The 13,577-nt window shown below is 69.1% G+C and carries 17 protein-coding genes and 5 pseudogenes; 12 read left to right on the top strand and 10 right to left on the bottom strand.

From position 1 onward, the window contains the following. Positions 1-26 precede the first annotated feature (26 nt). The 6 genes and pseudogenes from AB0I77_RS36875 (at position 27) to AB0I77_RS36850 (ending at position 2,996) form a co-directional block, all read left to right on the top strand. On the top strand, positions 27-161 hold the full coding sequence (locus tag AB0I77_RS36875; protein WP_363287144.1) for a hypothetical protein: 135 nt from the start codon (positions 27-29) through the stop codon (positions 159-161). Beyond that, a pseudogene (locus AB0I77_RS36870) lies at positions 158-346 on the top strand (AMP-binding protein); the annotation flags it as partial. The gene AB0I77_RS36875 and the pseudogene AB0I77_RS36870, both read left to right, overlap by 4 nt. A 235-nt stretch (positions 347-581) precedes the next feature. Next, positions 582-1,220, top strand: a complete 639-nt coding sequence (locus tag AB0I77_RS36865; RefSeq protein WP_363287143.1) for an AMP-binding protein — start codon at positions 582-584, stop codon at positions 1,218-1,220. Further along, positions 1,217-1,402 carry a hypothetical protein gene (locus AB0I77_RS36860; protein ID WP_363287266.1) on the top strand — a complete coding sequence of 62 codons (186 nt, stop codon included), beginning with the start codon at positions 1,217-1,219 and terminating at the stop codon, positions 1,400-1,402. The genes AB0I77_RS36865 and AB0I77_RS36860 overlap by 4 nt, the downstream gene beginning before the upstream one ends. Before the next feature lie 177 nt (positions 1,403-1,579). Then, positions 1,580-1,903 carry an antibiotic biosynthesis monooxygenase family protein gene (locus AB0I77_RS36855; protein WP_363287142.1) on the top strand — a complete coding sequence of 108 codons (324 nt, stop codon included), beginning with the start codon at positions 1,580-1,582 and terminating at the stop codon, positions 1,901-1,903. Between the two features lie 73 nt (positions 1,904-1,976). Beyond that, positions 1,977-2,996 carry an alcohol dehydrogenase catalytic domain-containing protein gene (locus tag AB0I77_RS36850; protein ID WP_363287141.1) on the top strand — a complete coding sequence of 340 codons (1,020 nt, stop codon included), beginning with the start codon at positions 1,977-1,979 and terminating at the stop codon, positions 2,994-2,996. A 135-nt stretch (positions 2,997-3,131) separates the two neighbouring features. Here AB0I77_RS36850 and AB0I77_RS36845 read toward each other — a convergent pair whose 3' ends face one another. The 3 genes from AB0I77_RS36845 to AB0I77_RS36835 form a co-directional block, all read right to left on the bottom strand. Then, positions 3,132-3,338: a hypothetical protein gene (locus AB0I77_RS36845; protein ID WP_363287140.1), complete on the bottom strand. Its 207-nt coding sequence runs from the start codon at positions 3,336-3,338 to the stop codon at positions 3,132-3,134. Positions 3,339-3,534: 196 nt separating this feature from the next. Beyond that, positions 3,535-4,326, bottom strand: a complete 792-nt coding sequence (locus AB0I77_RS36840; protein WP_363287139.1) for an alpha/beta hydrolase — start codon at positions 4,324-4,326, stop codon at positions 3,535-3,537. 303 nt (positions 4,327-4,629) lie between these two features. Further along, entirely contained in the window at positions 4,630-5,532 is a 903-nt protein-coding gene (locus AB0I77_RS36835) for a helix-turn-helix transcriptional regulator (RefSeq protein ID WP_363287257.1), read from the bottom strand. 78 nt (positions 5,533-5,610) lie between these two features. Here AB0I77_RS36835 and AB0I77_RS36830 point away from each other — a divergent pair. Further along, positions 5,611-5,954: pseudogene (locus AB0I77_RS36830) on the top strand (SDR family NAD(P)-dependent oxidoreductase); the annotation flags it as partial. A gap of 36 nt (positions 5,955-5,990) precedes the next feature. Here AB0I77_RS36830 and AB0I77_RS36825 read toward each other — a convergent pair. The 3 genes from AB0I77_RS36825 to AB0I77_RS36815 all read right to left on the bottom strand — a co-directional run bounded on the left by AB0I77_RS36825 (position 5,991) and on the right by AB0I77_RS36815 (position 7,831). After that, entirely contained in the window at positions 5,991-6,659 is a 669-nt protein-coding gene (locus tag AB0I77_RS36825) for a hypothetical protein (RefSeq protein WP_363287138.1), read from the bottom strand. A 288-nt stretch (positions 6,660-6,947) separates the two neighbouring features. Next, complete coding sequence (locus tag AB0I77_RS36820; RefSeq protein ID WP_363287137.1) at positions 6,948-7,148, bottom strand: hypothetical protein; 201 nt, start codon at positions 7,146-7,148, stop codon at positions 6,948-6,950. Then, positions 7,148-7,831 carry a YwqG family protein gene (locus tag AB0I77_RS36815; protein ID WP_363287136.1) on the bottom strand — a complete coding sequence of 228 codons (684 nt, stop codon included), beginning with the start codon at positions 7,829-7,831 and terminating at the stop codon, positions 7,148-7,150. The genes AB0I77_RS36820 and AB0I77_RS36815 overlap by 1 nt, the downstream gene beginning before the upstream one ends. 719 nt (positions 7,832-8,550) lie before the next feature. On the opposite strand from AB0I77_RS36815, the gene AB0I77_RS36810 reads away from it, so the two are divergent. From AB0I77_RS36810 to AB0I77_RS36800, 3 genes and pseudogenes are all read left to right on the top strand, one after another. After that, positions 8,551-8,904, top strand: coding sequence for a barstar family protein (locus AB0I77_RS36810; protein WP_363287135.1), 354 nt, complete (start codon positions 8,551-8,553; stop codon positions 8,902-8,904). 107 nt (positions 8,905-9,011) lie between these two features. Continuing rightward, positions 9,012-9,770 (top strand): DUF4253 domain-containing protein, encoded by a 759-nt coding sequence (locus AB0I77_RS36805; protein WP_363287134.1) that lies wholly within the window; start codon positions 9,012-9,014, stop codon positions 9,768-9,770. Positions 9,771-9,885: 115 nt separating this feature from the next. Further along, a pseudogene (locus AB0I77_RS36800) lies at positions 9,886-10,236 on the top strand (FHA domain-containing protein); the annotation flags it as partial. On the opposite strand, the pseudogene AB0I77_RS36795 reads toward AB0I77_RS36800, so the two are convergent. After that, positions 10,237-10,452 (bottom strand): annotated as a pseudogene (locus AB0I77_RS36795) (protein kinase); the annotation flags it as partial. A gap of 76 nt (positions 10,453-10,528) precedes the next feature. Here AB0I77_RS36795 and AB0I77_RS36790 point away from each other — a divergent pair. Both AB0I77_RS36790 and AB0I77_RS36785 read left to right on the top strand, forming a co-directional pair. Beyond that, positions 10,529-11,251: pseudogene (locus AB0I77_RS36790) on the top strand (protein kinase); the annotation flags it as partial. Between the two features lie 118 nt (positions 11,252-11,369). After that, positions 11,370-11,642: a peptidoglycan-binding protein gene (locus tag AB0I77_RS36785; RefSeq protein WP_363287133.1), complete on the top strand. Its 273-nt coding sequence runs from the start codon at positions 11,370-11,372 to the stop codon at positions 11,640-11,642. Here AB0I77_RS36785 and AB0I77_RS36780 read toward each other — a convergent pair. From AB0I77_RS36780 to AB0I77_RS36770, 3 genes are all read right to left on the bottom strand, one after another. Beyond that, on the bottom strand, positions 11,639-12,232 hold the full coding sequence (locus AB0I77_RS36780) for a peptidoglycan-binding protein (protein WP_363287132.1): 594 nt from the start codon (positions 12,230-12,232) through the stop codon (positions 11,639-11,641). The genes AB0I77_RS36785 and AB0I77_RS36780 overlap by 4 nt on opposite strands. Positions 12,233-12,337: 105 nt before the next feature. Further along, positions 12,338-13,030 (bottom strand): hypothetical protein, encoded by a 693-nt coding sequence (locus tag AB0I77_RS36775; protein WP_363287131.1) that lies wholly within the window; start codon positions 13,028-13,030, stop codon positions 12,338-12,340. Position 13,031: 1 nt separating this feature from the next. Then, positions 13,032-13,433 (bottom strand): hypothetical protein, encoded by a 402-nt coding sequence (locus AB0I77_RS36770; RefSeq protein ID WP_363287130.1) that lies wholly within the window; start codon positions 13,431-13,433, stop codon positions 13,032-13,034. Positions 13,434-13,577: the final 144 nt, after the last annotated feature.

Here is a 13,577-nt window from a genome sequence, read left to right as displayed (position 1 = left end):
GGAACGTTTGAATCGAAGGTGCATTCATGAGTTTCGCCAGTCCCCATGCCGACGTGGAGCTGCCTGATCTGGCGCTGCACGAATTCCCGTTCGCGGGTCTGAGTTCCGCTGACCTGGAGCGGGTCGCGCTGGTCTCCGCGGAATCCGGAGAATCGTTGTGACGTACGGGTCATTGAAGACGCGTGTCGACGGATTCGCCGCCGAACTGGTGGAGTGTGGCATCGGCCCCGGTGACGCGGTGGCACTGCTGTGCCCGAACACCCCGGCGTTCGCGGTCGCCTTCCACGGGATCCTGCGGGCCGGAGCCACCGTGACCACGGTGAACCTGCTGTCCACCGCCGCAGAGATGGCCAAGCAGTTGACCGCCGCCGGGGCGCGGACACTGGTGACGGTGACGGTGACGGCGTTGGCGTCGGCGGCTCAGGAAGCGACGGGCATGGCCTGGCCCGACGCCGGTGAGCTCGCACCGGTCCTGGCACTGCGCTCCGACGACGTGGTGCTGGCGGCCCTGCCGTTCTTCCACATCTACGGCATGACGGCTCTGCTCAACTCAACACTGGCCGCACGCGGCCGTATTGTCAGTGGCCCTGGCCAAGCACCCGCTGGTGGATGCCTACGACCTTACGTCGCTGCGGGCGATCGTCAGCGGCGCGGCTCCGCTGGACGAGGAGCTCGGCGCGGCGGTGTCGCGGCGGCTGTCGGTGCCGGTCGTCCAGGGGTACGGCATGACCGAGTTGAGCCCGGTCAGCCACGTCGTGCCGGTAGCCGACGGCGGGGTCGCGATCGCCGGTCGCCGCGCGCCGATCGCTGCCAGCGGCTGGCCGGTCCCCAACACGGTCAACAAACTCGTCGATCCCGCGACCGGCGCCGAGATCGACGTACCCGCGGAAGGGCTGAGCGAGCCGGGAGAGCTGTGGGTGCGCGGGCCGAACGTGATGGCGGGCTACCTGGGCAACCCGGAAGCCACCGCCGCGACTCTCGACGCCGACGGGTTTCTGCACACAGGGGACTTGGCGAGGGTCGATTCCACTGGATGCGTCTACATAGTCGACCGCATCAAGGAGCTGATCAAGTACAAGGGCTACCAGGTCGCGCCGGCCGAACTCGAGGCGCTGCTGCTGACCCACCCGGACATCGCCGACGCCGCTGTGATCGGTGTGGTCGACGCCGAGGGCGAAGAGATCCCGAAGGCGTTCGTCGTCACCGGTATTCCGCGTTGAGCGCTGAGCAGGTGATGGACTTCCTGGCCGCACAGGTCGCGCCGTACAAAAAGGTGAGGGACGTCGAATTCACGGCCGCGATACCCAAATCGTCGGCAGGCAAGATCCTGCGCAAGGAACTGCGGGCAGGGGCCCGTGGGCACGTTAACGGGTCGGCGGGCCACTCGCCGACCGGTGAGTGATAGCCGGGCCCGCCGGAGCGCACGGCGCACGGAGAGCGTCGGAGCCGTGTCTACCACCGCGACGTCCTCGACGTCGGCTGCGGCGAGGTCGCCCACGGAGCGCTGTGAACGGCGGAGTACTTCATCTACCACTGATTATAACGAGTGTTATATTGCTGAAGTTGAGAGGGGTATCCGATGGCCAATCCGGTTGTCGTAATGGCGACGCTGGTCGCCAAGCCCGGCCAGGAAGAGCTGGTCGAGAAAACGTTGAAGGCGGCGGTGCCCGCGGTGCACGCCGAGCCCGGATGCCTGCGGTATGCGCTGCACCGCAAGGCGGACGCCACCGATGAATTCGTCGTGATCGAGAAGTGGGCCTCCCAGGAGGCGCTGGGCGCGCACTTGAAGGGTGCCGCGATGCGGGAGGTCGGCGCTGCACTGGCGCAGGCACTCGCCGCACCCCTGCAGGCTGCGTTCCTGGACGCGATCCCCGCCGGTGCCCCGGACGTCGGCGCCGTCTGACCGACCAACGGGGACCGGGTCGGCAGACAAACCGGCCGACCCGGTCCCCTCCACGAAAACGAGGAGCATTCCCATGAAGAGCCTGATGTTCGTCGCGCCCGGACAGCTGCGCTTCGACGAGGTCGACGCCCCCACCATCGTCGAGGGCACCGACGCGCTCGTCCGCCCGCTCGCGGCCACGACGTGCGATCTCGACCACCATGTCATCGGCGACAAGACCCCGTTCTCCGGATTCGGCCCGTTCCCGATCGGCCACGAGTGCGTAGGCACAGTGGTCGAGGTCGGCCCCGACTGCACGGACGTAGCGGTCGGCGACGTCGTCGGCGTCGCGTGGCACATAGCGTGCGGCACCTGCGCCCAGTGCAGGCTCGGACACCCCGCCCGCTGTCTCCTCCACGGCGACGCCCAGTACGGTCTTCCGGTGAACGGGGCCTGGGGCGGGACCTTCGACGAACTCATCCGCGTCCCCTACGCGGACTTCAACCTGGCGAAGCTGCCCGCCGGAGTCGACCCGGTCCATCTGGCCTCGATCGGCGACAACCTCGCGCTCGGCTGGGAGACGGTGATGCCGACCGTCGCCGGGATCCCCGACCCGAAGATCGCGGTCTTCGGCGGCACCGGTTCCATCGGCCTGTACTGCGTCGACGTTGCGGTCCACTGCGCCGGCGCCCGCACCGTCTACTACGACGACGACCCGGTCAGGATGAAGGTCGCCGAGCAACTCGGCGCCGAGGTCCACGACATCCACGGCAAGCGTGAGAAGGACTTCCACCTCGCCGTGGACGCCAGCTGCGCCCCCGAGCGGCTGCGCAAGGCACTGCTGTCGGTCATGCCCGAGGGCCACGTCAACAGCGTCGGCATCTACTTCGACGACGTCCAGCTTCCCCTGCTCGCGCTGTACCAGCGCGGGGTCCACTTCCACAACGGCAAGGGACACGCGCGACCGAACATGACACCCACCCTTGAGGCGGTGGCCGCAGGCACGCTCCACCCCGAGCTGGTCACCAGCGGAATCTACGGCTGGGACGAAATCCCCGACGTGCTGACCTCCGACCGAGCCGGCCACAAGCCGATCTTCGTCCTGGAGAACTGAGGCACCGGGACCGTCGGTCCGTCGTGGCGTTCACCGCTCGAACGGCGACGTCGACCTGATCGGCGGCACGTTTGAGTGGTGCGAGACCGTAGTGATCTCCCGCCGGCTCGGCACAGGTCCCTCAAGGCACCGGCCTCATCTATAGGCGCAGTGGCTCCCCAAGCGTGGCGTCGCTGCCCGGAAGAGCCGTCCGCGGACCTCGTTCGACCGCTTGGGGTAGGCATTTTCCTTGCCGGTCGGCTCGGCGCGGTTGTGCGGGGTGAGCAGGTCGTCGGCGTCAGCCTCGGCCTCGCGGATGCAGCCGCGCAGAGCCTCGTGATGAACACCGAGTTCCTCGGCCACGGACGGATCACGGGCTTCGGCCCCCCTCCTCCTCGCGCAGTTCGGGACCTCCAGCTCGACCTTCTCGTCTCCGGAGACCGTGCGCGGGCTGACCGGGCGATCGAATTCGCGGCCCGCCTCCTCGACCGCCCCACTGCCTGACGCGCTGGGCGAACGAGGACAACAGCGTCAGCCCTTTTGAGGAGGCCGCCGGGCATCACTGAGAGATGTCCTTCACGATGCGGGTGGCCGCGGCCCGGCCTTCGGGGGTGGGGGTCAGCGGGTAGACGTGCACGGCGCCCGCACAGACCGTCACTTCGAGCGGTGCTCCCTCGGCGGTGGCACGCTCGCGCAGCCGGCGCACATCCGGGTAGAAGATGTCGCGGGTGCCGATGTACACCGATACCGATGCGAGGCCGTTCAGCGGGCTGTTGATCGGGCTCAGGCGCGGGGCGGCCGGATCGTCGCCACCCGCCCACGCGTGGCCCATCTCGACGAGGCCGGCCGGGGACAGCCATGGGTCGTGCGGTGCGACGGTCTGCACCGCTGGCTGGCTGAGCGTGAGGTCGAGCCAGGGGGAGATCAGGACGATCCGGCGGGGCTGCGGCAGCCCCGCCGCCGAGAGTTCCCGGGCGACGCCGAGCGCGAGGCCGGCGCCGGCCGAGTCGCCGGCGAGGGTCGCCGCCGCGGCGGGCAACCGCTCCAGCAGCTGCCGGTACACCTGGATCACCAGTGGATACGCCTCGCGGTAGGTGTGCTGCGGGGTCAGGCCGTAGAGAGGCACCTCGACGTGGACGCCCGCGTCGGCCAACGCGCCGATCAGGGCCCAGTGCTGTGTGATGATCTCGCTGGTGTACGCCCCGCCGTGCAGATACACCGCACCGCGGGTGGCCGCTTTCCCGCGTGGCAGGACGGTCCAGCAGGCGAACCCGGCGACCTGCCGCACGGACACGTCGTGACGCCGGCGCAGCGCGACCGGTGGCTGTGCGGACCCCTTCGGCTTGTGCATCCTGTTCCGGGCACGCGCCGCGGTCGACGAGCGGGGTTTGGCAGTGACCCGCAAATACAGTGCGACGGCATGCATCGCGAGACTCATCCGTTCCTCCAGAAACAACGCTGCGTCAGCGTATTCGCGTACACCTGGGCCCACCACTGATCACCGGACCAAGCGCTCATCCGGTGCGTCGGCGCGTCCCCGCGTCTTCCGTGGCGTGACGGCGTCCCGCTTGTCGGAGCGCGCGATCACCGGCGCTCCCCGCACGCTCATGACGGCATGACCTCTATCGGCTGAAGGGATCGGCCGACCAGGTCGTCACGGCACCGAGAGCAGGCCGGGCCCCGGAGGGGAGGATCCATCGGCGTTGACGCCGTTCGTGACCCGCAGGAACTCCAGCTTCTCCGCATCGGCGGAACCCGCGGCCACCGTGTAGACAACGAGCCGGACGTCGCAGCCCGGGACGGTGAGTACATCGCAGTCGCACGTCACCTCGCCGACCTGGGGATGCACGACGGTCTTGCGGGCCGAGACGTGCGGACCGACCGCGCCCTCGTCCCACAGCCGGGCGAACTCCGCACTGGTGGAGCGTAGTTCCGCGACAAGGGCGGTCAGTCCACGGTCGCGCGGGTAGTCGACGAGTGCTGTCCGCAGATCGGCGACGAGGGCAGGGTTCAGGGCGTCGCCCTCCGGTTGCACCGGCCAGGCCGCGAGCCCGCTGGGCCCCGTGGCGAAGACCGCCCGCACCAGGTTTCGCTCGGCGTGTGTCCGTGCGCTGGGGTCGCCCAGCAGCACTGCCCATGCCGGAGTCCAGGACAACAACGTCCAGTCGGCGCTGAACACGCCCACGGGGAACTCCCCGAGGCGAGCCAGCATCCGTTGGACCCCCGCCGGGACGTGCGCAGAGATCGTCCCCTCCTGTGGCGGGAGGAGGCCGGCCAGCCGATAGGCGTGATCGCGCTCCATGGGTCGCAGCTGCAGTGCCCTGGCCAGGCTCGCGAGGACCTGCGGCGAAGGGCTCGTGGCGCGCCCCTGCTCCAGCCGTACCAGGTAGTCGACCGACACTCCTGCGAGGTCGGCCAGTTCCTCGCGTCGCAACCCCACCGCACGTCGTCCGGGCCGTGAAGTCCTCCCGACGTCGGTGGGGGAAAGCCGGTCGCGCCAGCGGCGCAGTGCGGTGCCAAGGGTCTCGTCTACTCGACCATTGTGTCCGCTGGACAGCCGTTGTGCCTGGTACTGGCGGCCCTACCGTCGCGGAGGGCACTGGTTCTCCTCTCGCCACTGGCCGAGGGTGAACGCATGACGACGACATTCGTCACAGGAGCCAACAAGTCCCTCGGGTACGAGACCGCCCGCCGATTGATCGAGGCCGGCCACACCGTCCTCGTCGGCGCTCGCGATCCGGAGCGCGGCCAGGCGGCCGCCGACGACGTCCTGGCGCGCGAGGGGGCATCGACGTCCTCATCAACAACGCAGGAGTTTACGAACCCCACGTCCCCGCCGATCAGATCGCGGCCGCTCACGCCGGCGCGGTGTTCGAGGTCAATGTCATTGGGCTCGTCCGGGTGACGCACGCGTTCCTGCCCTTGCTGCGCAAGTCCGCGAGCCCGGTGATCGTCAATGTGTCGAGTGGCATGGGTTCGTTGCACCACGTCGGCTGGCCACCGGCTCACCAGGTCTCACCAATCCACTGCCGCGCTGACGTCCTCCATAATGAGGTCTGGTAGGACGGCCTGTGCGAGATCTCGTGGGGCCACATGGGGGCTGGCAGCCCGCTCTGCCGCTTGGGGCAGCCAGGACGAAACACGGCTCACAGCATCGCTCAAGGCAGTGCGGTTGCCCGCGAGTAGCCGGGCCGGGGCCGGCACGTCCCGGATTCCACAGGCTGCTGCGAGAGCGGCGAGAACGAAGCGAGCAGCATCACCCTCGTCGTCCCAGCGCGCTATGAGGCGCGGCAACGCCTGACCGATGGCGTGGCGCGTCAGGTAGTCGGCCGCGCCCTCCTGCCACGTTCCGCCGAGAGCGGCGGTGCGGTCCGCCAGAGAGACCGCTGAGGCTGGGCCGGTGACGGCGAGCCGCAGCAGATCGCCGAGCAGGACGATCCGAGTGCCCTCAGGCACATCGTCGTCACAGGCCAGCTCGACCATGAACGGGACGGCTTCGACCGTGCTGTCCGTGCAGGTGCCTTGGTGGGCCACAGCATCCGCGAGATCGCCGAGGAACTCCCCCGTCGACCCATGGGGCTCGCCGAACGCGAACTCCTCATCGAGCAGCCACCCCACGGCATCCGGAACGTCCTCTGCGCTGCCGTGCATGCGCTCTGCGACCGACACCACGGCCTGGACCACCGCTGCGGGTTCACCGACCTCACTGCTCTTCCACGGCGGACCGGCCGGAGGCCGCGCGGGATCCTTGGGCAGAGGACTCGGAAGGGCGACGTCAGCGCCGGCCCGCTCATGGACCAGGCCGTCCCGTGTGAAGACTCCTTCGAGAGTCGCGGCATGCCCCTCGCTGTACCCCTGCTGGAAACCGCTGTGGGCACGGGCCACGCTGGCCACCCGAATCCGTTCACTCCGGAAGAACGGCTCGAGAGCCATCCGCTCGTACCCGCTGTAGATGGCCAGCGAGAAGACCTGCTACCACCCCTCCAGCTCCGGGTCCATCGACGGCCTGCCGTACCAGAAGTTCGACGGAACGATCCGGAAGTGGTCCTGGGCGCGCACTGCCGTCAGACGGTGCCCCATCCCGGACAGCTCAGCCGCGGCGGCGCGGGCAGCGTCCTCGCTCGGCAGGCTCAGCGTGTACTGGACTCCCCAGGCGGGAGGCGTGGAGGCCATCAGCTGCACTGCCAGGTGAACATCGCCCGCTCGAAGCGCCGCTCGGCCAGGTCCTCCGGGCGGATCAGCCAGTACAGGGCTCCGGCATCGCCCCACATCATGTCCGCGGCATGCTCGCTGTCGAACTGGGCCAGCAACACCCAGTTGCCCGCTTCCTCGGACAGCCGCGGGTCGTCCCAGGGCACCTCGCCGTCCAGGACCGCCTCCGTGATCTCGATCTCGACCGGGTTCTGCACCGAGTGAGCGTGGCCCCCGATCTGGTGCCCTACCTCGTCGTCGAACTCCCACAGCGCGTCGAGGAACTCCTGCGAGCAGACGGGGTGGTCGTACCGGTTCCCCAGCGGGGCACCCGGGGCGAAGGCGGCCCGTACGGACGGATGCCAGGGCTCGGTCGCCGTCATCTCCACCCGAGCCGCCAGCGGAACCGCCGGATACGGCTTGAGCCCGGCAGGCGTCCCACGCTCAGCCACCTCCTCGTCAGCCGCCACATAGAGCACGCGGGCGCCCGCCCGGCTCTCCCGGTTCTCAGCAAGGACGAGAGCTTCACCGTCGTCCAGCTGCCCGTCGAAGTAGAAGAACAGCAGCGTCCCTGCCGCGGGCAGATCAATGTCCAGCGCAGCCGTCGGCAGGCGTCCGCAGTCGATCGAGGCGACGAAAGAGAGCGGACCGCGCCCATCCCACACCGGCCACTCCACATCGACCGGCAAGGACGGGAGGCCCCCGAGCCGACCGACGCCATCGTCAGAGCCGCCCGCTGCCTCCAGACGCACACCAGGGCGAAGCAGACCAACCCACTTCTCGGCAATCTCCGGTGAAAGATGCTGCACGGCGAGAGCCCGAAGGGCATCGCGAGAACCATGTGTCATGCGCCCGATCATCCACGGCACCACCGACACCGACCTCGGCAGCCCTCCCGCGGCACGCTCACCGGCTCAGCCCACCGTCGTGGACCTCGAGACAACGGCCACACACCCTCCCTCCCAGTGCTACCGCTACGTGACCTCGCCGGGTTCAAGAGTTCGCGTCTCCGCTTCAGATCAGTCTCCGCCCGGTATGTGGCTGCCCGGCGGCTCACTCCAACACCTGCAGTCCATGCTCATCGGCTACCAGGTAGCCCTCGGCGTGCACTCCATCGACGACCCCTGCGACTTCTGGCCTGGCGGAGCCTTCAACCAATGGCTAGGGACATGCCTTGGCGGCAGCAGCGCGCTCGGCTGGGCAGCCGACATCGAGCGCCCCCCGACGGCTCGACCTCCGTCGAAGAGTTCTTCTGCCTCCTCGATGCCTACCGGAGCGAAGCGGCGCAGCCCACCGCGACGACTCGGCTTTCCGGCATCGAGTACATGATCAACACCTTCGTCACGTCCGCCTCGAAGCCGGCCAATGGAACACGGAACGAGACATGCACCGCGCCATGGGCGCGGCCCTGGACTTCCCCGACTACTACGGGCACAACCTGGACGCCCTCAACGACTGCCTCGGCGACGTGGCCTGCTACGGCGGCTACGACGATGCTCCCGAAGGCGCCGGACTGGTCCTCGTCTTCACCGACTACGACCGGTTCGCGACGACCTGCCCCAGGGCGGCGCAGGTTGCCCTGGACATCATCGCCGACCAGGCCCGCCAGGCAGCCGTACTTCGCCGCCGCCTGATCGGCCTGGTCCAGAACAACGACCCACAGATCCGGTTCGAACCCGTCGGCGCCATGCCCGTCCTGTGGAACAACGACGAAGCGCTCGACGCCCGCCGCTGCTGAGCAGGCGATCCTTGTCAGTGCACCCGGTTAGGGTGCCCGCCATGAACGTGGGACACCTGACGGAATTGCTCGCCGGTTCCGCTGAGGGTCGCCTTCCGCCCGGTCGGATGGTCACGTCCGATGAAGGCGACGGAGACGTACAGCCCCTGTGGCTCAGTGACGGGCCGGCCGCGATCGAGCTGTGGACGCGGATGCACGCCGAACACACACGTTCCGGCCTGTGGCCGCTGCTGCTCGACTCGCTGGATCGGAACGACGGCGAACTCCGTCCGTGGGGATCCGGAGAGGTCTTTCCCGAGCAGATGTCCTCCCCGGCGAGCCACGACTCTACCGGCCTCCTCGCACGGTGGTGGGATACCTACACAGCGGTCGACGAAGACGACATGCTCGACGCCGACAGGCGCCTCGCCGTCACGGCTCCCTTCGGGCAGACCTGGCCCGGTCTCCCGCCCAGTCGGGAGACGGCAACGAACCCCGATCAACTGGCCGCCGAGTTCGCGCAGGCGTTCCTCGCTGACCGCCCACAGACGCGTCTGGGGCTCGTCGCCGCAGCATCCGGTGCCGAGGCGCTGACGGCCGCGGGCTGGGCCGGCCCCTGCAACTACGACAACGACACCACCAAGTCGTCCGCGGTCGTCCGCGACTGGGAGCACCGGTTCGGCGCCCGTGTTGTAGCGGTCGGGTTTTCCACGCTGCACCTCAGTGTCGCTGCGCCGCCTGCAGGCGAGAGTGAGGCTCTCCTGGTCGCAGCCGAGCACTTCGCCTTCTGCCCAGACAACATCTGGCAGGGCAGCAGGCCGTACACACTGGCCGCATACGCCGAGCGGATCACCGGCGCCCACCGCTGGGACTTCTGGTGGGATTGATCCTGTCCGCAGAAAACGCTCAACTGGGAACTGGCCTTCAGGGGTGCGGTGCTGGGACTTCAGGCGGCGGACAGTCTGTGCCACCAGTGACTGCAGCCGCCAGAGCAGAAGCGCTGACCCGGAAGGCGCCGGCGAGCACATCAAGGTCGCGCCGGGCAGGCTGGACGCGCCGGTGTCGTTCGAGTTCTCGCGGGTGGTGCTTCCCGCGGCGGGCGATCTGCTCACCTTCGATGTCTGGGCTCTCGACCACGCCTTCCGCAGCGTGGACCGCCACGGACTCGCGGGAACGCTGACCGCACCGGCCTTCGCCCTGGACCGTACGAAGCGCTACTTCGCGGTCCTTGCCGGGCTGTGCGAGCCCCGCCTGCGCGGCGAGCTCCACACACCGCTGCCCGCTGTGGACGAGCTGGTGGCACGCCTGCGGCCGGTCTGGCCCGGGGCCAGCCGCTCCGCGGTCTACTGGAACGGCCAGTTCTCTAAGGTGGCGCAACTGGCGCGGGGTGCGGGTGCCGGTCGGCAGGAACCTCAGCGCCGCCCGGTCGGGCAGCCCCTCAGCCGGGGTGCCGGTGCGCCGGGCCGCGTAGACCGTGGAGAACGCGCCGGACGCCAGCAGTGTGCGGACCTCCCAGGGTCCGACCGTGTAGCCCTTCGGGACGGCAATCGCGTACGACTGCTCGGTCATCGGGCCACCTCGCTCACGGCCGGGGCGAGCACCACGAGGTCGTCCGCGTGTACGAGGTCGAAGCATAAGGCGAGGCGAGCGGGAGGTGGAGTTGCTGGGCAAGCTGCGCGCGCCGCGCCTGATCCGGATGTACGACAGCCTGACCGTCGACGACCCCGGTCACCCCGAGCTCGACGGCGCCACCGTCCTCGTACTGGAACGGGCCGAGGGTTCCCTGGACGCCGTACTCGACCACACGCCGACGCCGGACGCGGGCCCAGCGCTGCTCGCGCAGATCTGCGAGGGCCTGTACCAGTTGCACCACGCGGGCTGAGTGCACGGCGACCTGAAGCCGGCCAACGCCCTGTTGATGAAGGACTCTTCGGCGAGGCCGGCCGACTTCAACATGGCCGCCGAACTCAAGGGCACGCACGCGTATGCGCCTCCGTTCGCGACCCCCGACTACACCCCGCCGGAACTTCTCCGGCCGGAGATCGACGAGCGGGGAACCCGTATCCGCCCGTCGGCGGACGTATGGGCCTTCGGCGTCCTGGCGCACACCGTGCTGACCGGTGCCTTCCCGTTCCCGGGCAGCACCACGGAGGCCCGCTGCGACGCGGCGACGCGCTACGCGCGCGGCACCGAGGAACTCCGCCTGTCGCCCGAACTCCCGGATGCCTGGCGGGAGATCGTCCGTGACTGTCTGGCCCCCACCCACGCCGAACGCCCCACCGCCCAGAAACTACTGCGCCGCGTGGAGGACGCCGCGGGCACCGGCCGCTCGCCCCGCCTGCCACGCCTTCGCCCCCGGCGGCGACGCCCCGCACTGGTCGGCGCGCTCGTGGCGGCGGCCTGCTGAGCGCCGCGACCGTGACCTACAGTCTCCGGGACGAGGCCCGGCCGCCGCATCGGCACCGCCCAGCTGCGAGAAGCCCAAGGTGTACGAGGACGAGAAGTACGGCCGCGGCTATACGGCGGGTGAGAACGGCACCTGGGACTTCACCCTCCCGCGGGGCGACGGCGGCAGCCAGGTCCGTGAACTCCAGTGCCTGCTGCGGTACCTGCACGGCATCACCGAAGTCGGCGAAGTGGACGGCGACTTCGGCCCCATGACGCACGGAGCCGTCGTCGCCTTCCAGAAGCAGGCGGGTCTGGACGCGGATGGACTCGTCGGCCCGCAGACATGGCGCGCGCTGCGCGCGGGACGTTAGTAGCTGATGGTCTTGACCCGGTGGAAGATGCGGGTGCCGGTGCTGTCGTAGACATGGACGCCGTCACCCTGCATGACCTTGTGGAAGTGGTAGGCGCCGCCGTCCTGGGACTTGGTGGTGTCGCCCCGGTGGAGTTCCACGAACCCGAAGAGGCCGGCGCTCTTGTAGCGCACGGTCGAGCCGACCCAGGCGAGCCGGTCGTCTGCCTTGCTCCAGGTGGCGTCCCCGACCATGCCGTCGCCGGCGAGCCCGCGGCTCTGCTGCCACTTGATGGTGGCCTCCTTGGTCTTGGGTCCGAAGTCCCCGTCGACATCCTGGAAGTCCAGGTAGTGCTCGGCGACCAGGATGGCCTGCCAGAGCACGACGATGTCGGTGCTTGACGACTCCCCACAGCCGTAGCACAGCGAGTTGCCGAGCTCCTCGAAGTGGTCGCCGAAGTCGTCGGTGAGGGCGCCGTCGCCGTCGACGAACGTGGTCCCGTAGGAACCGGAGTTGCTCGCGTAGGCCGCCTGCGCCGAGCTCATGGGAAGTACGGTCGCCATCGCCGCGCTCAGCGCGACGAGCCCAAGCTTCCACCCTCTGTTGTTCATGTGTCCCCCTCGGATCGGATCAGCTGGTTGTGCTTGCCGCGCACAGGATTGCCCAAAGTGACGCCTAGGTGACCCTGCATTGTTCGAGGTTCCCCAGGCCCCGCTTCAGCTGTTCTGGGTGCGTTCAAGTCGGCGTGCCTTGACGTGCCTGGAGGGATGGGCCGGGTCTCGGACCGCCCCCGGTCCGCGGGTCCGCCCGACGCCGGGCAGCGGGGACAGCCGTTCGGTGACGCGGGCGAGAGTGTCGCTGTCCGGCCCGGCGGCGATGTGGAAGTGCGACCGCTTCACGGGATCGAGGTCGCCGCCCCATACGACCGTGCCTTCGCAGTCCAGGAGGATGTCCCGCACGATCAGTTCGTGGTGGGGCCACAGCTCCTCGGAGCCGCCGAGGGGGTAGGCGGCAGGGTGGAGGCAGAGTCCGGTGCCGGAGAGGTAGGTCGATTCGAACTCCGCGGCGACGGTCCGCCTCGTGGTGTGGCCGCTGATGCCGCCGCCCTGGCCGGTGTCGAGTGGGGCGATCTCGTAGTGCCAGCGACGCGCTATGTGCAGGAGGACGGTTGCCGCCGTGCCGTTACGCAGGTCCACGGAGGCTCTCGAGCCCTCCACGAGGTGGGTGCTGACGGCGTCGGGGGTGATGGGCCAGCCGTTCACGGATCTGTCCCGGGTCCACTTGGCGCTCTGCCTGTTCAAGGCGGCGCCCGGGGCCGCGGCAGCCGGGCCGGCCTGGGTGGTCCAGACGGCCACGGCGGTGGCGGCCCCGGCGGCGAGGGCGCCCCGGCGCGTGATGGTGCGGCGCATGCTATTCCCCTTCCGTACGTCGGGTGAAGACGGTGTGCATTCCCTCGACGAACGAGGCGAGTTCGCCCGAGGGAATGTTCTCCGGCCACTGGCCTTCGTCCTCGGGCAGGAAGAACCTCTTGCCGAAGTCGAATGCGGAGAAGAACTCGAAGTTCAGCAGGATGTTCCGCACGGTCGACCGGAACGTGCTCGCGCTGCCGCCGAACCGGGTCTCGTAGAAGTGGGTGAACCGCTTCGCCGAGCGGTTCGGTCCATCCCAGAAGTGATACGTGAACAGGGCGTCGGACAGCAGTCTGTCGTCCCCGTTGCCGCCGTTCTCGCCGTCCGTGCCGTGCAGATACTGGGAGAGGTTGTAGGCGTCGACGTCGGCGACGAGGTTGTCACTGCTGAACCGGGATTCCACCGTGGCGGCGGGGGGCCCTGGACGGTCGGCAGGAATATGTCGGCGAGGGCGGCCTGGGTGATCAGGTGGACCGGGATGGTCAGCGGGGTGTCCTGGAGTTTGGTGTTGTCGGCCTCGTCCTGGGTCAGGGTCCGGTAGAGCCCG

The organism is Streptomyces sp. NPDC050619 (assembly GCF_040654815.1).
In the GTDB taxonomy this organism is placed as follows: Bacteria; Actinomycetota; Actinomycetes; order Streptomycetales; family Streptomycetaceae; genus Streptomyces.
The sequence above is the reverse complement of the archived record's forward strand: the minus strand, read 5'-3'. Positions and strand labels throughout refer to the sequence as shown.